Origin of the sequence: Aestuariibius insulae, from assembly GCF_040783535.2 — a bacterium.
Lineage (GTDB): Bacteria > Pseudomonadota > Alphaproteobacteria > Rhodobacterales > Rhodobacteraceae > Aestuariibius > Aestuariibius insulae.
Genome location: NZ_JBFONW020000002.1, coordinates 505,311 through 524,300 on the forward strand (window position 1 = coordinate 505,311; position 18,990 = coordinate 524,300).

16 protein-coding genes are annotated in these 18,990 nt (G+C 62.7%); 13 read left to right on the plus strand and 3 right to left on the minus strand.

Annotation, left to right across the window (positions count from 1 at the left end; genetic code table 11):
* The first annotated feature begins 4 nt into the window (after positions 1–4).
* The 9 genes from AAD018_RS08815 (at position 5) to AAD018_RS08855 (ending at position 9,802) form a co-directional block, all read left to right on the plus strand.
* Positions 5–1,060: a sugar phosphate isomerase/epimerase family protein gene (locus AAD018_RS08815; protein WP_367315130.1), complete on the plus strand. Its 1,056-nt coding sequence runs from the start codon at positions 5–7 to the stop codon at positions 1,058–1,060.
* Positions 1,061–1,126: 66 nt separating this feature from the next.
* A complete protein-coding gene (locus tag AAD018_RS08820) occupies positions 1,127–2,287 on the plus strand; it encodes a Gfo/Idh/MocA family protein (RefSeq protein WP_367315131.1) in 1,161 nt (386 codons plus the stop codon).
* Positions 2,288–2,472: 185 nt separating this feature from the next.
* Positions 2,473–3,786, plus strand: a complete 1,314-nt coding sequence (locus tag AAD018_RS08825; RefSeq protein ID WP_367315132.1) for an extracellular solute-binding protein — start codon at positions 2,473–2,475, stop codon at positions 3,784–3,786.
* A gap of 129 nt (positions 3,787–3,915) precedes the next feature.
* The gene (locus AAD018_RS08830) at positions 3,916–4,863 is read left to right on the plus strand and encodes a carbohydrate ABC transporter permease (RefSeq protein WP_367315133.1); all 948 of its coding nucleotides are present in this window, start codon (positions 3,916–3,918) and stop codon (positions 4,861–4,863) included.
* Positions 4,860–5,801: a carbohydrate ABC transporter permease gene (locus tag AAD018_RS08835; RefSeq protein ID WP_367315134.1), complete on the plus strand. Its 942-nt coding sequence runs from the start codon at positions 4,860–4,862 to the stop codon at positions 5,799–5,801. The genes AAD018_RS08830 and AAD018_RS08835 overlap by 4 nt, the downstream gene beginning before the upstream one ends.
* 43 nt (positions 5,802–5,844) lie before the next feature.
* A complete protein-coding gene (locus AAD018_RS08840; RefSeq protein ID WP_367315135.1) occupies positions 5,845–6,087 on the plus strand; it encodes a hypothetical protein in 243 nt (80 codons plus the stop codon).
* A 3-nt stretch (positions 6,088–6,090) separates the two neighbouring features.
* A complete protein-coding gene (locus AAD018_RS08845; protein ID WP_367315136.1) occupies positions 6,091–7,188 on the plus strand; it encodes an ABC transporter ATP-binding protein in 1,098 nt (365 codons plus the stop codon).
* Positions 7,181–8,176, plus strand: coding sequence for an ABC transporter ATP-binding protein (locus AAD018_RS08850; RefSeq protein WP_367315137.1), 996 nt, complete (start codon positions 7,181–7,183; stop codon positions 8,174–8,176). The genes AAD018_RS08845 and AAD018_RS08850 overlap by 8 nt, the downstream gene beginning before the upstream one ends.
* Positions 8,177–8,188: 12 nt before the next feature.
* The gene (locus tag AAD018_RS08855; RefSeq protein ID WP_367315138.1) at positions 8,189–9,802 is read left to right on the plus strand and encodes a dihydroxyacetone kinase subunit DhaK; all 1,614 of its coding nucleotides are present in this window, start codon (positions 8,189–8,191) and stop codon (positions 9,800–9,802) included.
* Positions 9,803–9,932: 130 nt separating this feature from the next.
* Here the strand turns inward: AAD018_RS08855 and AAD018_RS08860 are convergent, their stop codons facing one another.
* The 3 genes from AAD018_RS08860 to AAD018_RS08870 form a co-directional block, all read right to left on the minus strand.
* Entirely contained in the window at positions 9,933–10,847 is a 915-nt protein-coding gene (locus AAD018_RS08860; RefSeq protein ID WP_367315139.1) for a hypothetical protein, read from the minus strand.
* Positions 10,848–11,000: 153 nt separating this feature from the next.
* On the minus strand, positions 11,001–12,047 hold the full coding sequence (gene queA, locus AAD018_RS08865) for a tRNA preQ1(34) S-adenosylmethionine ribosyltransferase-isomerase QueA (RefSeq protein WP_367315140.1): 1,047 nt from the start codon (positions 12,045–12,047) through the stop codon (positions 11,001–11,003).
* On the minus strand, positions 12,044–15,508 hold the full coding sequence (locus AAD018_RS08870) for a YhdP family protein (protein WP_367315141.1): 3,465 nt from the start codon (positions 15,506–15,508) through the stop codon (positions 12,044–12,046). Before AAD018_RS08870 ends, queA begins: the two co-directional genes overlap by 4 nt.
* Before the next feature lie 83 nt (positions 15,509–15,591).
* On the opposite strand from AAD018_RS08870, the gene bcp reads away from it, so the two are divergent.
* From bcp to AAD018_RS08890, 4 genes are all read left to right on the plus strand, one after another.
* On the plus strand, positions 15,592–16,053 hold the full coding sequence (gene bcp, locus AAD018_RS08875) for a thioredoxin-dependent thiol peroxidase (RefSeq protein WP_367315218.1): 462 nt from the start codon (positions 15,592–15,594) through the stop codon (positions 16,051–16,053).
* A 108-nt stretch (positions 16,054–16,161) separates the two neighbouring features.
* Positions 16,162–16,971, plus strand: a complete 810-nt coding sequence (locus AAD018_RS08880) for a ferritin-like domain-containing protein (protein WP_367315142.1) — start codon at positions 16,162–16,164, stop codon at positions 16,969–16,971.
* Positions 16,972–17,221: 250 nt separating this feature from the next.
* On the plus strand, positions 17,222–18,487 hold the full coding sequence (locus AAD018_RS08885) for a DUF5930 domain-containing protein (protein ID WP_412005219.1): 1,266 nt from the start codon (positions 17,222–17,224) through the stop codon (positions 18,485–18,487).
* Positions 18,477–18,983 (plus strand): bactofilin family protein, encoded by a 507-nt coding sequence (locus AAD018_RS08890; RefSeq protein ID WP_367315144.1) that lies wholly within the window; start codon positions 18,477–18,479, stop codon positions 18,981–18,983. The genes AAD018_RS08885 and AAD018_RS08890 overlap by 11 nt, the downstream gene beginning before the upstream one ends.
* The last annotated feature ends 7 nt before the right edge of the window (positions 18,984–18,990 follow it).

Sequence of the window (18,990 nt, forward strand, 5' to 3'; positions counted from 1 at the left end):
GGAAATGAAGACCATGCAAGGGCCGGCGCTGTTTTTGGCGCAATTCGCAGGCGACGAGGCGCCGTTCAACAGCTGGGAGGCGATCACCAAATGGGCCGCCGAGTGCGGCTATGCCGGGGTGCAGGTGCCCAGCTGGGACGGGCGGCTCTTCGATCTGGAGAAAGCCGCGTCGTCCAAGGACTATTGCGACGAATTCAAAGGCGTCTCCGCCGAAGCGGGCCTGACCGTAACGGAGCTGTCCACCCATTTGCAGGGGCAGCTTGTCGCCGCCCATCCAGCCTATGACATGGCCTTCGATGGCTTCGCCGCCGAGACTGTGCGCGGCAATCCCAAGGCCCGGCAGGAATGGGCCGTCGATCAGGTCAAGAAGGCGATCACCGCCTCCCGCAATCTGGGGATCACGGCCCATGCGACCTTCTCCGGCGCGCTCGCCTGGCCCTACGTCTATCCGTGGCCGCAGCGCCCCGCCGGTCTGGTCGAGATGGCCTTCGACGAGCTGGCGACGCGCTGGCGCCCGATCCTCGATCATGCCGAGGAGCACGGCGTCGATATCTGCTACGAGATCCATCCCGGAGAGGATCTGCATGACGGTGTCAGCTACGAAATGTTCCTCGAGCGCGTGGACAATCATGCCCGCGCGAAGATGCTCTACGATCCGTCCCACTACGTGCTGCAGGCGCTCGATTATCTCGACAATATCGACATCTACCACGAGCGGATCGGCATGTTTCACGTCAAGGATGCCGAACTGAACCCCACCGGCAGGCAAGGCGTCTATGGCGGCTACCAATCCTGGGTCGACCGCGCGGGCCGCTTCCGGTCACTGGGGGACGGTCACGTGGATTTCGGCGCCGTCTTCTCGAAACTGGCGCAATACGATTTCGAGGGCTGGGCCGTGGTCGAATGGGAATGCGCGCTCAAACATCCCGAGGACGGCGCGCGGGAAGGCGCAGCCTTCGTGCGCGACCATATCATCCGCGTGACAGAGACGGCCTTTGACGATTTCGCGGGCGCGAACACCGATGACGCGGCCAACCGGCGAATGCTGGGCCTAGATTGATCGGACGGGACCGGGGGCCAGCCCCCGGACCCCCGGAGTACTTTTGGCCAGATGAAGGAATAGGTTATGGAACGACAGGGCGCGGATCGGATCAGACTTGGGATGGTGGGAGGCGGGCGCGATGCGTTTATCGGCGGCGTGCACCGGATTGCCAGCCGGATCGACGATCAGTTCGAGTTGGTGGCTGGATGCTTTTCGTCGACCGAGGAGAAATCGCGCGCTTCGGGCGCCGATCTGGGTCTGAACAAAGACAGGGTCTATGGCGATTTCGCGGAGATGGCCAAGCGCGAGGCGCGGCTGAAAAGCGGGATCGAGGCTGTGGCCATCGTCACGCCCAATCACATGCACGCGGCCGTGGCGCGCGAGTTCCTCAAGCGCGGCATCCATGTGATCTGCGACAAGCCGCTGACATCCACCCTGCCCGACGCCAAGAAGCTCGCCAAGACGGCAGAGGCTTCGGATGCGCTCTTCGTTCTGACCCACAACTACACCGGCTATCCGATGGTCCGGCAGGCCCGCGAGATGGTCGCGGCGGGTGAGATCGGGGCGGTTCGGGTCGTGCAAGTGGAATATCCGCAGGACTGGCTGACCGAAGCGACCGAGGAAACCGGCCAGAAGCAGGCCTCCTGGCGCACCGATCCCGCCCGATCGGGCGCAGGCGGATCGACCGGGGATATCGGCACCCATGCCTTCAACCTGGCAGGCTTCGTGACAGGCCTGAAGCTCGAAGCGCTCGCCGCCGATCTGCAAAGCTTCGTCTCGGGCCGGCAGCTCGACGACAATGCCCATGTCATGCTTCGTTACGAGGGCGGCGCACGCGGCATGCTCTGGTGCTCGCAGGTGGCGCCCGGCAACGAAAACGCGCTTCGGCTTCGGGTCTACGGCGAGACAGGCGGGCTCGAATGGGCGCAGGAGACGCCGAATGTCCTGCGGCACGCCCCCTTCGGAGAGCCGGTGCGGCTTTTGACCCGCGCCGGTGCCGGAACGGGCGCAGCAGCGGGCCGGGTTACGCGAATTCCTGCAGGCCATCCCGAGGGCTATCTCGAAGGCTTCGCCAACCTCTATTCCGAGGCCGCTGCCGCGCTTCGAGCGCGGCAATCGGGAACAAAGCTGGATGCGGATGTGGTCTTTCCTGGCATTGCCGAGGGGCTCGAAGGTGTCGCTTTCGTCGATGCCTGCGTGCGCTCCTCGAAGCGAAATGGCGCGTGGGTCAACCTCGCCTTATGAGCGTAAGCACCTGGCGTAGAAGGAAAGTTTGAAACTGTTATTTCCTCGCCGATAAAAATGAGGTACGTTCCTCAAAAAATGTCTTTACGGAAGGGACACCGCTCAAATACGATCTGATCAATCCGGGCTGGCACATGCGAGGAGGCATGGTTGGACCCGGGCCGTGACACCAGGGAGGAGTTACAATGAAATTATCCACAAGACTGATGGCGGCCACCGCGCTCGCCACAACCGCGGCCAGCGGAGCCGCAGCAGAGGACCTGACGCTGTGCTGGGCGGCATGGGATCCGGCCAACGCTCTGGTCGAGCTCTCCAAACAGTTCGAGGAGACGTCAGGTCATACGATGAACTTCGAATTCGTCCCCTGGCCCAACTTCGCGGACCGCATGCTCAACGAGCTTAACTCCGGCGGCCAGCTTTGCGATCTGCTGATCGGCGACAGCCAGTGGATCGGCGGCGGCGCCGAGAGCGGCCATTACGTCAAGCTGAACGATTTCTTCAATTCCGAAGGGATCTCGATGGACGATTTCGCGCCCGCGACCGTCTATGCCTATTCGACCTGGCCCAAGGGATCCGAGAACTATTACGCCCTGCCCGCGATGGGCGACGCCAACGGCTGGTTCTATCGCCGCGACTGGTTCGAAGATCCGGACATCATGGCCGCCTACAAGGAGGCGACCGGCCAGGACCTGCGCGAGCCTGAAAGCCAGCAGGAGATGCTCCAGATCGCCCAGTTCTTCCAAGGCCGCGAGATCGACGGGCAGACCCGATATGGCGCCGCGATCTTTACCGAGCGTGGCTCCGAAGGGATCACGATGGGCGCGACCGGCGCGCTTTATGCCTGGGGGTTCAAATACGAGAACGAGCCGGGCACCTACGATATGGAGGGCGCGGTGAACTCGCCCGAGGCAGTCGAAGCGCTGGAATTCTACAAGACCTTCTACCAAACCGCGACACCGCCGGGCTATACCGACAGCTATATGGAGCAAGGGCTGGACGCGTTCAAATCCGGTCAGGTCGCGATGGCGATGAACTGGTTCGCCTTCTTCCCGGGCCTTTATGCCGATCCCGATGTGGGCGGCGACAAGATCGGCTTCTTCGTCAATCCGCCGCAGAACCAGCCGGCCTCGACACTCGGCGGTCAAGGGATTTCGGTCGTCGCCTATTCCGACAAGCAGGAGGCGGCGCTCGAATACATCAAGTGGTTCGCGCAGCCTGAGATCCAGCAGCAATGGTGGGATCTGGGCGGTTACTCGGCCCATAACGCGGTCCTTGGCAGCGACACCTTTGTCGATAGCGCGCCCTTCGCCGCCGATTTCCTCGTCGCGATGGAGAGCGTTCAGGACTTCTGGCAGGAACCGGCCTATGCCGAGCTGCTTCTGGCGATGCAAAAGCGGCTGCACGACTACATCGTGGCCGATCAGGGCACCGCGCAGGAGGCGCTCGACAAGCTGATCGAGGATTGGACCGAAACCTTCGAGGATGAAGGCAAGCTCTGATCGCACAGACCGGAGGCGCCCCGGACCTGATCCGGGGCCTCTCCCCCTTCGCCGCCTGACATGACTTGAACGAAGAGGCCCCGGGTCAAGCCCGGGGCAGCTCTTGCCCTTCGACAAACGGATCCCGAGATGACCGAAACCCCGATAGATCGCGCCGCCCGGGCCACACCGCCGTCGGTCGCCCGCCGGGTCCGTGGGCTCAGCGATCGGGCCATCGCTTGGATTTTCGTTGCGCCGACGATCTTTCTGCTTCTGGCGGTGAATATCTTCCCTCTGATCTGGACGATCCGGCTGAGCTTCACCAATTTCCGCGCCAACCGACCGAACCGCGAGGTCGAGTGGGTGGGCCTGAGGAATTACGAGCGGATCCTGACGGACAGCGACATCTGGCTGACGATGCAGGCGACGGCGCATTTCCTGATCTGGACGATCGTCCTTCAGGTCCTCATCGGCTTCACTCTGGCCTATCTGATCAACAAGAAGTTCAAGGGCAACGATTTATGGACCACGATCATCGTCCTGCCGATGATGCTCTCGCCCGCCGTGGTCGGCAACTTCTGGACCTTCCTCTACCAGCCGCAGATCGGGCTTTTTAACTATATCGTAGAGTTCTTCACCGGCATTCCCGCTTCAAGCTTCGAGATGATCGGCTCAGTCAATCTGGCCCCATGGTCCATCGTCATCGTCGACACATGGATGTGGACGCCCTTCGTCATGCTGATCTGTCTCGCCGGGCTCAGATCGATCCCCGACTACATTTACGAGGCGGCCGAGATCGACCGCGCCAGCAAGTGGCGCCAGTTCTGGACGATCACGGTCCCGATGGTCTTGCCCTTCCTGATGTTGGCCGTTCTTTTCCGCGGGATCGAGAACTTCAAGATGTTCGATCTAGTCGTGCAGCTGACCGGCGGTGGCCCGGGATCGGTGACCGAGCTGACCTCGATCAACCTCAAACGCGAAGCCTTCGAGAAATGGCGAACGGGCTACGCCTCGGCCTATGCGATCATCCTTTTCGTGACGGTGTTCGGGCTGGCCTCGATCTACGTCAAAGCGCTGAACAAGGTGAAAGAGAGATGAGCAGCTACTCGATCACCGAACCGCCTGCCCGCCATAAATGGATCGCCGGCGTGCTCGTCGTCACCTACGCGATCATCACCCTCCTGCCGCTCATCTGGATCGTGGCCACCGGCTTCAAGACGCCTGCCGATGCGATCAGCTATCCGCCAAAGGTCCTCTTCGAACCTTCGCTCGAAGGCTACGTAAACCTCTTCACGACCCGCACCCGGATCGGGGACGAGGCGCTGGCCGCCCTTCCCCCGCCCGAAACCTGGTACGAAGAGATCGTGCGAGACCGGGGCATGGTGATCGCAGGCCCCTCCCGCTACGGCGAGCGGTTCCTGAACTCCGTCATCATCGGCTTCGGCTCGACTTTCCTGAGCGTCTTTCTGGGCACGCTAGCCGCCTATGCGTTCAGCCGCTTCCGGGTTCCGCTCGCCGATGATCTGCTCTTTTTCATCCTCTCCACCCGGATGATGCCGCCCATTGCGGTCGCGATTCCGATCTTCCTGATGTTCCGCCAGCTTGGCCTATCGGACACCCATCTGGGGATGATCCTGCTCTATACGGCGGTCAATATCAGCCTCGCCGTCTGGCTGCTGAAAGGCTTCATCGACGAGATCCCGCGCGAATACGAGGAAGCGGCCCTGATCGACGGCTACACGCGCTTTCAGGCCTTCTACAAAGTCGTGCTTCCACAGGCGGCCACGGGCATCGCCTCGACCGCGATCTTCTGCCTGATCTTCGCCTGGAACGAATATGCCTTCGCAGTCCTGCTGACATCAGGCACAGCCCAGACCGCGCCGCCCTTCATCCCTACGATCATCGGCGTCGGCGGCCAGGACTGGCCCGCCGTGGCCGCGGGCGCCACGCTGTTCCTGCTGCCGGTCATGATCTTCACCATCTTCCTGCGCAAGCATCTCCTTCGCGGCATCACCTTCGGGGCGGTGCGCAAATGACAACCGTCGACTTGCATATTTAGAACAAGATGAAGGATCCGGCATGACCTCTCCCTTCGATCCCGATCGCAGCCTGACAGAGGCTCAGAAGAAGGCGGACCGCCCCGTCCATCCCGCCGCGCGAATTTTCGTGCGCGGCCCGTGGGAGATGCTGGCCTCAATCCTCATCGCCGTGGGCGTCGTAATGCTGATGCAGCCCTTTTTTCTCTGGGCCTATACCTATTCCTTCATCGTCATCCTGACCGGAACCGTGATGTTCCTGATCGTCAGCCATTTCCCGGACTAGAGCATGGCTGAGATCGTCATAAAGGACCTGCGCAAGGATTTCGGCGATTTCAACGCCGTCAAAGCCTCCTCCTTCACCATCGAGGATGGGGAATTCTTCATGCTGCTCGGTCCCTCGGGCTGCGGTAAGACGACGACGCTGCGGATGATCGCGGGGCTCGAGCTGCCGACCTCGGGCGAGATCTATATTGACGGCGAAGAGGTGGGCCGCAAACCAGCGAGTGAGCGCGACATCGCCTTCGTGTTCCAGATGTTCGCTCTCTATCCGCATATGAATGTGCGCAAGAACATGTCCTACCCCCTCATCAGTCAGGGTATGCCCAAGGCCCGCGTCAAGGAGAAGGTTGCCGAGGTCGCGCGGATCCTGGGGATCGAGGATATCCTGAACCGCCCTGTCGGCGGGCTCTCGGGCGGGGATCGGCAGCGGGTTGCCCTGGGCCGCGCCATCGTGCGCGATCCAAAGGCCTTCATGATGGACGAGCCGCTCGGCGCGCTTGACGCCGAATTTCGCGAACATATGGCCGAAGAGCTGCGCGCGCTGCATGACCGAATGGGGGCGACGACTGTTTACGTGACCCACGACCAGCTCGAAGCGATGCAGATGGGCGACAAGATCGTGGTAATGAACCACGGCGTGATCGAGCAGTTCGGCACGCCGCAGGACATCTACGACAAGCCCGCCACAATGTTCGTCGCTGAGTTCATCGGCTCGCCGCCGATGAATTTCCTACGCTTTCACGGGTCTCTCGAGGCAGGCGCAACGGAAGTCACGCTCTCGGGCCACCGCTTTGGCATGCCGCAACTGCGCGAGCCCAAGGATGGCGATCTCGTCTTCGGCGTGCGCCCCGAACATGTGGAGCTGACCGATAGCTCGGACTATCGCGGCGAGGTGCTGGCGACTGAATATCTGGGCACCACGCAGATCGTGACGCTGGACACGCCCGATGGACAAATCAAAGCGCGCACCCCGTCGGGCCAGCCCGCGCGCGTCGGCGAGCGCGTCGGCCTCGGCTTCAATCCGGCGACCATCACCCTTTTTGATCGGCAAAGCGGGCGCGCACTGCGCTCGGACCTCAACGAGGGAGTGCTTGCCCATGGCTGAGGTGCAGCTGACCGGCGTGAGCAAACGCTTCGGCCGCGAGATCGGCGTCGAAGATCTGACCATGACCGTGGCCGACGGCTCCTTCGTCGTCCTGCTCGGCCCCACTGGCGCGGGTAAGACCACCACCCTGCGCCTAATTTCGGGCCTTGAAAAGGCCGATGCAGGCGATATCCGCATCGGCGGCCAGCTCGTGACCAACCTCACCCCGGCGCAGCGCGACGTGGCGATGGTCTTCCAGCAATACTCGCTCTATCCGCATCTCACGGTCCGGGAAAATCTCGCCTTTCCCTTAAAATCCCCGATCCTCAGGACCCCCGAGGACGAGATTGCGCGAAAGGTCACCGAGATCGCCGAGGTCCTGCGCATCCCGCACAAGCTCGACAACAAGGCCACCGCGCTTTCGGGCGGCGAGATGCAGCGCGTCTCGATCGGCCGTGCGCTGGTGCGCGATCCGCAGGTCTACCTGATGGACGAGCCGCTCAGCTCGCTCGACGCCAAGCTGCGCAGCGATCTTCGGATCGAGCTCAAGCGCATCCAGGCGGACCTGGGCGCGACGCTGCTCTATGTCACCCACGACCAGATTGAGGCGATGACGATGGCCACCCAGATCGGCGTTCTGGACAACGGGCGGCTGGTACAATTCGGCACCCCGCGCGAGATCTACGAGAACCCGGTCAGCCTTTATGTCGCCAGCCGCCTCGGCCTGCCTCGGATCAACACGCTGCCTGCGGAAATGTTCGGCGGCGCCCCCTCTGGAGCCGCCACGATCGGGCTCCGGCCCGAACATATCGAACATGGCGCGGGCAAACCCTCGCAGGTCGTGCGGGTCGAGCATCTGGGCGATCAGACCCGTCTGCACCTGACCCTCGACGGGCACGACATCATCACGCTGACCGATCCGCATACGCCCCTGAAGGGCGGAGAGACTGTCGCGATCCAACCGCGCGATGCGCTTTACTTCGATGCCGCCGGTACCCGCATCGCCTGAAGGAGATCCCCCATGACCCAGTTCATCAACAGCCGCGAGACGTTGGTCACCGAAGCCATCGACGGGATGCTGCGCGCGGGCGGAGAGAGCCTCGCCCGGGTCGACGGCTATCCACATATCAAGGTGGTCGTCCGCTCTGACTGGGACCGCTCCAAGGTCGCGCTCGTCTCAGGCGGCGGCTCGGGGCACGAGCCCTCCCATGCAGGCTTCGTCGGGCGCGGCATGCTGACGGCGGCGGTCTGCGGCGATGTCTTCGCTTCGCCTTCGGTTGATGCGGTGCTGGCGGGCATCCTCGCGGTGACCGGCAAGGCGGGCTGCCTCCTGATCGTCAAGAACTATACCGGCGACCGCCTGAACTTCGGGCTGGCAGCCGAGCGCGCCCGCGCCTTCGGTCTCAAGGTCGAGATGGTCGTCGTCGATGACGACATCGCCTTGCCCGATCTGCCGCAGGCGCGCGGCGTCGCTGGCACGCTCTTCGTCCACAAGATCGCAGGCGCCATGGCAGAGGACGGCGCCGATCTGGAAACCATCGCCAAAGCTGCGCAGAATGTGATCGACAAAGTTGTCTCCATCGGCATGTCGCTCGACACATGCACCGTTCCCGGCTCCGAAAGGGAAGCGCGCATCCCCAAAGGGAAGGCCGAGCTAGGCCTCGGTATCCACGGCGAGCCGGGCGTCGAGCAGGTCGAGTTTACAACCGCCAAGGACGCGATGGCGCAGGTGGTCGACAAACTCGCCCCCAAGGTCGGCGCAGGCCCGCATGTGGCGCTTCTCAACAACCTCGGCGGCGCCACCCCTCTCGAGATGTCCATCCTCGCCCAGGAACTCACGCAAAGCGCTCTCGGAGACCGGATCACCATGATGGTCGGGCCTGCTCCTTTGATGACCTCGCTCGATATGCGCGGATTTTCTGTGTCCCTTTTGCCTTTGGATGGAACCGAGGTCCAGCTCACCGCAGACGTCGCACCGCAAGCCTGGCCGGGATGCATGCCGGTCAAAGAGCCAAAGATCCTTCCCCTGCCCGACGGTCTCTCTCCCATTCAGCCGATGCCGTCACAGAATGCCGAAACCCGCGCCTTCATCGAACGGTGCTGCGATATCCTGATCGCGCAGGAGGCCGATCTGAACGCGCTCGACGCCAAATCCGGCGACGGCGACACGGGCAGCACGCTCTCCACCGCCGCACGGGCGCTCAAGGATGCACTGGACCGGATGCCGCTGGCAGATCTGACGCAGCTTTACCGCGCCATCGGCCTCGAACTCAGCCAGACGATGGGCGGCTCTTCGGGTGTTCTGCTCGCCATCTTCTTCACCGCCGCCGGAGACGCCTCCGCCAGCGGTCGCGACGCGGTCGGCGCGCTCAAGGCCGGGCTCGAGCGCATCATGCAGGTGGGCGGCGCGCAGCCGGGCGACCGCACGATGATCGACGCCCTCGACCCCGCCCTCGAGGCGCTGCAAGAGGACCTGCCCGCCGCCGCCAAAGCCGCCCGCGCCGGAGCCGACCACACCGCCACAATCACCCGCGCCAAGGCCGGCCGCGCCAGCTACATCTCCGAAGAAAAACTCGCCGGCCACAACGACCCTGGAGCCGAAGCCGTCGCCCGCCTCTTCGAAGCGCTGGTCTAGGGGGAACCTATTTTCTCAGATCTAATATCCCGCCTGTCGAAAGGCCTACAAGTCGAAGACGGCGAAGGTCTGGAATCGAGCCCAAAATGACGGATGCTACATTGCAAACGAATGGCCGCTTTCAGAGGGGCTAAAACGCGTCATCCGGCAATTCTACAAAGTCAATCAAGCCTTCGCGCGAAATAGCGGGGTGGTAGTTCTTAGCTTTGGAATAGGTCGTAAAATCTTCGCCAGACTCATACAAAAATCGAAGTCCTGCTAAAATCGGGGCGCGAGTGCTTTTGGGAAGGTCGTTGTAATCAGTCGCCAAGTTGCTCCAACGAAACTCAAACCAGCCAACGTTGTCTCTACCTTGTATCGCATTTGCCAAAAGCAATGCAGTGCAAGGCACAAAGCCAGGCGTTGATTGCACGTGCGATACGAGTTCGACAACTTCGCTTGGATACCAGAGCTCATCTTTCTGGAACAGACATGTTTCCGAGGATAACACATCCTTCAAAGCTTGTAGGTGCTGATCGGTATCATGACCGTAATCCGCAGCAGCAATGCTCTGTTGCGTCGGCTCGTCCATTGTCCGAGCAATCTCACATAATTTAGGCAGTATTTGTTCTCTTTTGCGTGTTAGTCTGGTTTCATTGTGCAAGAAGTACTCAATTGGCTTACGATCATAAGAGAGGTCGTCGAGAGCGTCCAAACCGCGCAATATTGCCGAGCACAAAGGCCGAGATGAGGCGCGAATTCTCTCTACCGCGATATCGGCAAAATCTCTTGTGTGGCCGTTCCAACGACCTTTTTGAAGATCATTGGCTAAGATCATGGCAACTGCGATGTCTGCTCCCTCTAGGGAGTCTAAAGCTATGGCAGCAAGCTGTTCAAAACACTTTGCGTCAGCCTCATCCTCAAAACGACACGACTGTTTCCGGACGATCCTTGGAAAGTCTTGTCCGCCGAATTGAACAAGCACCATATCGTCTTGAGCTTGCAGCAACCAATTCAGGTCAAATGCAGCTTGCGCCTGTCGAAACCGTAAGTTCAAACGATCCATGCGCGAAAGCTAGCCTAGTCGGATGACTATTTCATAGCACTGGATGCTCGTGCTAACAAAAAAGGAAGCGGCCCTTTGCGTTGACAATGTGAATGGTGACAAAGTTCCGCATAGCAGTAACTGTGCCATGCAGTACTTGCGTCACCCTCCACCCTACGGCAACAACAGCGACGCATCCCCATAGCTGAAGAACCGGTAGCGCTCGGCGATCGCATGGGCATAGATCGCCCGGATCCGGTCAGGACCCATCAGCGCCGAGACCAGCATCATCAGCGTCGACTTCGGCAGGTGAAAGTTCGTCATCAGCCCGTCTGTGATCCGAAACTCAAAGCCAGGCGTGATGAAAATATCGGTCTCGCCTATCCACGGACGCAAGGTCCCGCCCTGCCCCGCCGTCTCGATCAGGCGCAGCGCCGTCGTGCCCACAGGAAGGATCCGGCCGCCAGCCGCGCGGGTCGCCTCAATCTGGGCGGCGGCCTCCGCACTGACCTCGCCCCATTCGGCATGCATCTTATGATCGGCGATATCGTCCACTTTCACCGGCAGGAACGTTCCTGCCCCCACATGCAGCGTCACATGGGTGAACTCCACGCCCCGCTCCCTTAGCGCGTCCAACAGCGCGTCGTCGAAATGCAGCGATGCGGTCGGCGCAGCCACCGCCCCCTGCCGGGCGGCCCAGACCGTCTGATAATCCGTCCGGTCCTGCGCATCCGCTGGCCGCTTGGCGGCGATGTAAGGCGGCAGCGGCATGGCGCCCGCTTCTGCCAAAGCGGCGTCGAAATCGTCCCCGTTCAGCGAGAACCGCAGCCGCGCCTGCCCTTCCGATCGCCCGTCAACCTCAGCCGACAAAGCCTCGGTAAACCGGATCACCTCCCCGTCCCGGACCTTCTTCAAAGGCTTGACCAGCGCCGTCCAACTCCCGTCGGCGGCAGGCGCAAGCAGCGTCACCTCGATCCGCGCCTCCACCGGCCCCTGAGCGCTGTCTCGCGCCCGAACCCCGGACAGCCGTGCCGGGATCACCTTGGTATCGTTCAGCACCAACCGATCCCCAGGCCGCAGAATCTGTGGCAAATCAGACACCACGCGATCCGCGATCCCGCCGCCCTCTGCCAGCAGCAGCCGCGCCGAAGAGCGGGGCTTAGCGGGGCGGGTGGCGATCAGGTCATCGGGAAGGTCGAAATCAAAATCGCTTAGCTTCACTGGGTCAAATCCGGGGCTGGGCGCCGGAAAATCTCGCGGAACATGCCGGGCGTCAACGCCGAAAGCGGATTGACAGATACCTGCGGCTGCGCCGGGGTGCCCGCCAGGTTGAAGTTCATCCCAAAAAGCCCCTCGCCCCGCCGGGTCAACGCCGCCCCGATCCCGTTCACCAGATAAAACGGAGAGGCCACGCCCTGAAAGTTCATCTGCTTGTTCGCCAGCCCATAGACGCCGTCCAGCGACACGCCGAGCGACGGCCCAATGGCCGACGCCTCCGCTACGATCAGCTGGTTCGGCGTCAGGCGAAACCGCGAGCGGACCTCCGAAAAAAGGAGCCCATTGCCATCGAGCTGCTGGATCAGCCCGATTACGGAAATCGCATCGACCAAAGCCGCGACCGAGGGTGCATCCCGCAGCCGGATCTCATTGATGGCAAGCTGACCATCATAGCTCCCGCGCGCGCCCGTCGGCACGAGCACCAGATCGAGCGACCCCTTCCGTGCGCCCGGTGCCAGCTGCGCCGCCCGCAGAACCTTGCCCGCATTGTCCGACCGGATCCGGACCGCCGTGCCGCCGTTGCGCGGCCCGAGCGTTCCGGTCACGTCCGCGCTGCCGTTAACCTTGCCGCTGAACCGTCCCGACAGCCCGCCAGTACTGTCCAGCTCGGCCCGGAAGTCTCGCAGAGCAATCGTATTCGTAACCGTCAGCCGGTCGAGAGCCGCGGTGATCGGCGCGCCGCCACTGCCGCTTGAGGCGCCGAATTGAGGCAGGTTGCGCAGATCCAGCGACCCGCCCCGGATCGTCACCGCAGGCGCACGCCCTGCGCCGCGCCCGGTCAGCGTCACCGGCGCGTCAAGCCACCCTCCCGCACGCAGCCGCGAAAGGCTCAACCGCTCCAGCCCGCCGCCTGACAGTGTCAGCGTTCCCGCCGCATCGAGGCCCGGCGCGGTCAGCGACAGCCCGTCAATGACAGGCGTCGACGCCAGCGTGCCGGAAATCTCGAACCGGCCCGTCTGTCCGGGCGATTTGGTCCAGCCCAAAGGTGGCACGGATAATCGCAGGCCCGCCAGATCCGAGGTCAGCCGGAACCGGGGCGCCGCGCCTTTCGGCAGATCCAGCCGCACCTGCCCCTGCCCCAGCCCGCCAAGCGTGCCGCGCGGCAGGCCGATCCCGAACGCATCGAGCGTCTGTTGCGACAGGGCGAGCTGCCCTTCGACCGACGGGACCCCGCCGGAAGTAAAAGGCTGCGCGTAGGTGAGCGTGGCGGCGGCCCCATCGATCCGCACAGGCCCGCTGACCTCCAGACCGCCCCTATCCGCATCGACCGACAACCGTTCGGCTGTGATGATCCGGTTGGGCACCAGAACACCCGACGAGACATCCTCGACCGTGGCCGTCGTCGCGAAGGAAACATCGTCGATCGTCAGTCCCTTCTTGATCGGAAGATCCAGCCGGGTCTCGGCCCGGGCCCGGCCTTCGCCAAGGGCAACCGGGCGTCCGGCCTTCGCAAGAAAGCCCAGCGGCGGCTGATCGAGCAGCGACAGCGTTGCCGTCAGGGGGCCATCGGTGCGCAGAATAGCCGTCGCGGGGGCAGGCTTGAGCCGCATGTCGGGGATCGCGAAGGTCGATCCTGCCACCGACAGAACGCCTCCCTCGGGAGGCCGAATAACGCCTGCATCGACAGCGACCTGCAATCCGTCCTCCTGAAGCGTGAGGAAACCTTCCCCCTCCTCGACCGGAGGCAGCCCCTTGACGACACGGACCCTGGCATCCGACAGCCGCGCGCTCACCGCATAGCGCAGCGGTTCGGACTGACGCAGCCGCAATCCTGCGGAGACATCGGTCAGCGTTCCCGCTTCGATATTGTTGACGATCCAGCGCCGCGTGCCGGGTTTGAACGCGGGGGGCCACAGCGCCTTGACGGTCTCGGTCTGCGTCGCTTCGACCTCGGCATCGACCGCCACAGCCCATCCCGTCCCGTCCGCCGTGACATCTCCGGAGGCGCGAGCCGTGCCCGCTGGTCCCACCAGCGTCATTTGCCCCAGCTCCAGCCGGAACGGATCGAGCGACAGGCGCAGATCGGCGACCCCGCTCGAGATCCGGACCGGATCCGCGAACAGACCCGCCGGATTGGCATTCAGCCCGCCAAGATTGATCTGCGTGAGAAACGTCTTCGGCAGACCGTTCTCGAAATCCTTCAAAAGGGCCGTTCCCGTCGCATCGATATCGCCCCATTCGGAGGTGACCTCGATCTGGTCGAACTCGATCCGGCCTGCCGCAGGATCAAACCGCAGATACGTCTTGGCCGCATCGAACCGGATCGGCGTCGCTGCCCCCGGGGCAAGAGCGCCTGCGCCGATCTCCAGCGTTCCGCTGACATCCTCGACCTCACCGGCCGGGCTGAGCGACGCGCGAACCGCTCCGGTGATCGGGGCATCTATCACCGACAGAAAAGACAAGGCCGGAGACTGACTTGCCAGATCGACGGCCGGGATACGGTCCACGGCCAGGGCGACATCGGTCTGCCGCGCGCCGCGCGGACGGGTCAGCGTCAGCCGCAACGTGCTGGCGAAGGAACGCCCCGACAAAAGCGCCAGATCCGCCGAGAGCCGCCGCCCTTCCGTCAGATCGACATCGATCCGCCCGTTATCGACGAGCCACCTGCGGTCGGACCGCTCGTCCAGATAGTTGATGACCACGCCGCGAACATTGATCTCGGTCAGGGCAGACAGCGCGCGCGCGTCCAGCACCGCATCGAGGCTATCCAGAAGATCCGGCAAACTTCGCGTCTGCGAAGCGGTGCCCTGCAGATTGTCGAAACTCACGGCCAGATCGCCTTCGGGCGCACGGCGCAGCTGAAACTCCGCTCCGATCAGATCGAGCGTCTGAACAAGTGCCGCGCTTTCCAGTAGGATCCCGCGCGGGCTGACGCCTGCTTCGAGCGATTGCAGCCGCGCCAGCTGTTGCCCGTCACCATCGGTCAGCGTGACATCCGACAGCCGAACAGTCGGATGAAGATCGCGCGCTATCGTCACGTATATACTGCCGAAATCTAGGCTGCCGCTGCCTAAAACCTCAGACGCCCGTTCCGAGACCGCATCCTTGACCCAGGTGGGCGCGCGGATCTCCTGGCCCAGAAGCAAGACCGTGGCAGCGATGGCGAACGCGACCGGCAGGCCCAAAACCAAAAGCGAGACCCTCAGACAGATCCGAAGCGGCCGAAGGCACCAGCGATGCACCTGCTCGGCCCGTTCAGGCGCGCGCGATCGCCTGCGCGGCAGCGGGGCGGCCTTCGCCGGTTGATCCTGCGCGGGCAAGGGGACAGGCTCCGCCTCGGACCGCTCCGATGCCGGATCCCGCTTTGCCGCCTTGTCGGCCTCGAATTCGGAATAGGACCTGATGGATGCCTCTCTGGGTAATGGTGTCTCTGGGGCAGGCTTGCCGGATGGCTTTCTTTTCACGCGTGGCGGACTAGAACGATTCTGACATATGACCGCACCCGGGCGGACATGCGATAACAAGGAGATGATCCCCCGTGACCGATATCCCACAGACCGGTTCTGCCGCTCCCGATTTCACCCTGCCCCGCGATGGTGGAGAGGAGGTGTCGTTGAGCGATTTTCGCGGACAAAAGGTGGTCCTTTACTTCTATCCCAAAGACGACACCTCGGGCTGCACCAAGCAGGCCATCGCCTTTTCGGAGCATCTGGGCGAGTTCGAGGCGGCAGGCGCCGTGATCCTCGGGGTGAGTAAGGATAGCGTCAAAAAGCACGACAAGTTCCGCGACAAGCATGGATTGAAGGTCGCACTTCTGTCGGACGAAGAGAGCGACGTCTGCGAGCGCTACGGCGTTTGGAAGGAAAAGAGCATGTACGGCAAGACCTATATGGGCATCGAGCGTTCGACGTTCCTGATCGACGCGGAGGGTGTGCTGAGTGAAGAGTGGCGCAAGGTGAAGGTGTCGGAACATGCCGAAGCAGTGCTCGAAGCAGTCAAGGCGCTGTGACCGAAATGCGCGCCTGCGGCGCATATGATGCTTTTGCGCCTCCGGCGCGCGGCCAAGGGGCGCTGCCCCTTGGATCCCCGAGGTATTGTTCGGCAAGATGAGAATCTTATGATCACGCTGCGCGAGATGGCCGTTCAGGTCCTCACCATGGCCGACGGGCGCGCAAAGACCGCTCTGTCCCTGAGCCATGGTGCGGCTTGGCAAACTGCGCGGGAGGCGGAGACGGAGGTCGCGCTTGGCCGGGCAGACCCGCCTCTGCGTCCTGCGCGGCCCGAGGCGCCGGAGCTTCTCGATCCCCGCGACGTACCGCGCCGCAAACCCGGAACGCCCGAGGGGCGGATCGCCATCCTGCACGCGATCGCGCATATCGAGCTGAACGCCCTCGATCTGCACTGGGACCTGATCGCGCGGTTCCCCGACATGTCGATGCCCATCGGCTTTTTCGACGACTGGGTCCGCGCCGCTTGCGAGGAAGCCAAGCATTTCAACCTGATCTGCGACCGGCTCGAGGCGCTCGGCAGCCATTATGGCGCCTTGCCCGCCCATGCCGGGATGTGGCGTGCCGCCGAGGATACCGTGGAGGATATCATGGCGCGGCTCGCCGTCGTGCCGATGGTGCTGGAGGCGCGCGGCCTCGATGTGACGCCCGGCATGATCGAGATTTTCCGCCGCGCCAAAGATCATGACACAATTAAGGCACTCGAGGTGATTTACGCTGAGGAAGTTCACCATGTGGCCTACGGATCGAAGTGGTTTCACTTCCTCTGCGGACGCCACGACCTTGAGCCTAAGGGCACCTTTCACGCTCTTGTCCGCCGCTACTTTCCCGGCGGCACAAAGGCCCCGTTTAATGAGGAAAAACGCGCCGAAGCCGGTTTGCCGCCCGACTTCTACTGGCCACTGTCCGACCGCGCCTGACACCCGGGCCCGTCAATCATCGGCAGATTGTTGCTGACATGAATCGCATTGTGGCAACCTGCCACAGTTTTTGCGCAAATTTCTTGCAGATATGCCCCTCAGACGATATCCGATTGGCTAACGTATGTGGGCAAACGCATGCGAAAAAGACGATGGCCGGGAAAGGTCATGGATATTTGGGACAGGCAAATGCAAAGGGCGGCGCGTGCGCAGGAAACTGATCGACCGACTTAATCTTTCACTGGAAAAGATGCTGCCCGAACGGCGGCTGTTTCTCAGAACGGACACCGAAACCCGGTTCATCCGGCTCAAACCGTCCAGCCAGCTGCTGGCCATCTCGGGCAGCGCCTTCGTCGTTGGATGGTCGATCTTCGCGACTGCCGTCCTGCTGATGGACTCGATCGGGTCGGGCAACTTCCGCGCCCAGGCCGTCCGCGATCAGCGCGTGTACGAGGAGCGGCTCAACGCCATGTCCTCCGAGCGCGATGCCAGCGCCGAAGAAGCGGTCGCCGCGCAGGACCGGTTTGACGATGCCCTCGCCCAGATCTCGCTTATGCAGTCCGAGCTTCTGCAATCCGAAGAGCGCCGCAAGGAGCTCGAGACCGGGATCGAGGTCATTCAGGCCACGCTTCGCCGCACCTCGCGCGAGCGCAATCAGGCCCGTATTCAAAGCCAGGAACTGATGGCCAATGCCGAAAACGGTACGCCCTCTGGCCCCGCCTCCACCGAAATGACCGGCACCGTCGATCTGCTGTCCTCTGCCTTGGCCAGCACCGCGGCAGAGCGGGATATGATCGCCGAAGATGCAGAATTTGCCATCGAACGCGCCGCGGAGGTCGAGCTGGAGCTGGAACTTCTGCACGAGAAGAACGACCAGATCTTCCGCCAGCTCGAAGAGGCGATGCTCGTCTCGGTCGAGCCGCTCGACGAGATGTTCAAGGCCGCTGGCATGGACCCCGACAACCTTATCAATCAGGTGCGCCGCGGCTATTCCGGTCAGGGCGGGCCCCTGACGCCGGTCCAGTTCTCGACCAGCGGGTCGAGCTACGACGCCGATGCCGCCCGCGCCAACGGGATCCTCTCCAAGATGGACCGGATCAATCTCTACCGCATCGCCGCCGAACGCGCGCCTTTCGATACACCTGTCAAATCCGCTTTCCGCTTTACCAGCGGCTTCGGTCCGCGCTGGGGCCGGATGCACAACGGCACCGATTTTGCCGGTCCGCATGGCACACCGATCTATTCGACCGCCGACGGCGTCGTGATCTCGGCAGGCTGGGCCTCGGGCTATGGCCGGCTGGTCAAGATCCAGCACGAGTTCGGGATCGAGACGCGGTACGCGCATCTTAGCCGTATCCGGGTGCAGCCGGGACAAAGGGTCTCGCGCGGCGAACGGATCGGTGATATGGGGAACTCCGGAAGGTCGACCGGGACCCATTTGCACTACGAGGTTCGTGTCGGTGGCAGACCTGTAAACCCCATGATCTATATAAAAGCGGGACGAGATGTTTTCTAAAAGCAAGATCAACGAACCGGGCGCAAAGACCGGAGATCAACCGTCACAGCCAGCCAAGGGCGACGCCTCCAAGGCGCCTGCCTCCAGCGGCAGCAGCGCCCCGGCGCCTGATTACAAATCCTCGACGCCCAAGGCAAAACCGCCTGCATCGACCCTATCGGGCGATCTGCACATCAAGGGCAACATCAAGACCTCCGGCGATATCCAGGTCGAAGGCCAGGTCGAAGGCGACATTCGCGCGCATCTTCTGACCGTCGGCGAAGGCGCCACCGTCAAAGGCGAAGTGATGGCCGACGACGTGGTCGTCAACGGCCGCATCGTCGGCCGCGTACGCGGTCTGAAGGTCCGCCTGACCGCCACCGCACGCGTCGAGGGTGACATCATCCACAAGACGATCGCCATCGAAAGCGGCGCTCATTTCGAGGGCTCGGTCCAGCGTCAGGACGACCCGCTTCAGGCCTCCGCGGCCAAGAAAGCCGAAGAACCCAAAGCCTGACGGCCAA

What these genes read in the sequence shown, in the direction of transcription:
- AAD018_RS08840 (WP_367315135.1), top strand. Translation starts at nt 5,845, where the DNA reads ATGACCTCTCCCTTCGATCCCGATCGCAGCCTGACAGAGGCTCAGAAG.
- AAD018_RS08890 (WP_367315144.1), top strand. Translation starts at nt 18,477, where the DNA reads ATGTTTTCTAAAAGCAAGATCAACGAACCGGGCGCAAAGACCGGAGAT.
- AAD018_RS08860 (WP_367315139.1), bottom strand. Translation starts at nt 10,847, where the DNA reads ATGGATCGTTTGAACTTACGGTTTCGACAGGCGCAAGCTGCATTTGAC.
- AAD018_RS08850 (WP_367315137.1), top strand. Translation starts at nt 7,181, where the DNA reads ATGGCTGAGGTGCAGCTGACCGGCGTGAGCAAACGCTTCGGCCGCGAG.
- AAD018_RS08830 (WP_367315133.1), top strand. Translation starts at nt 3,916, where the DNA reads ATGACCGAAACCCCGATAGATCGCGCCGCCCGGGCCACACCGCCGTCG.
- AAD018_RS08885 (WP_412005219.1), top strand. Translation starts at nt 17,222, where the DNA reads ATGCTGCCCGAACGGCGGCTGTTTCTCAGAACGGACACCGAAACCCGG.
- AAD018_RS08835 (WP_367315134.1), top strand. Translation starts at nt 4,860, where the DNA reads ATGAGCAGCTACTCGATCACCGAACCGCCTGCCCGCCATAAATGGATC.
- AAD018_RS08880 (WP_367315142.1), top strand. Translation starts at nt 16,162, where the DNA reads ATGATCACGCTGCGCGAGATGGCCGTTCAGGTCCTCACCATGGCCGAC.
- AAD018_RS08855 (WP_367315138.1), top strand. Translation starts at nt 8,189, where the DNA reads ATGACCCAGTTCATCAACAGCCGCGAGACGTTGGTCACCGAAGCCATC.
- AAD018_RS08845 (WP_367315136.1), top strand. Translation starts at nt 6,091, where the DNA reads ATGGCTGAGATCGTCATAAAGGACCTGCGCAAGGATTTCGGCGATTTC.
- AAD018_RS08815 (WP_367315130.1), top strand. Translation starts at nt 5, where the DNA reads ATGAAGACCATGCAAGGGCCGGCGCTGTTTTTGGCGCAATTCGCAGGC.
- AAD018_RS08820 (WP_367315131.1), top strand. Translation starts at nt 1,127, where the DNA reads ATGGAACGACAGGGCGCGGATCGGATCAGACTTGGGATGGTGGGAGGC.
- AAD018_RS08825 (WP_367315132.1), top strand. Translation starts at nt 2,473, where the DNA reads ATGAAATTATCCACAAGACTGATGGCGGCCACCGCGCTCGCCACAACC.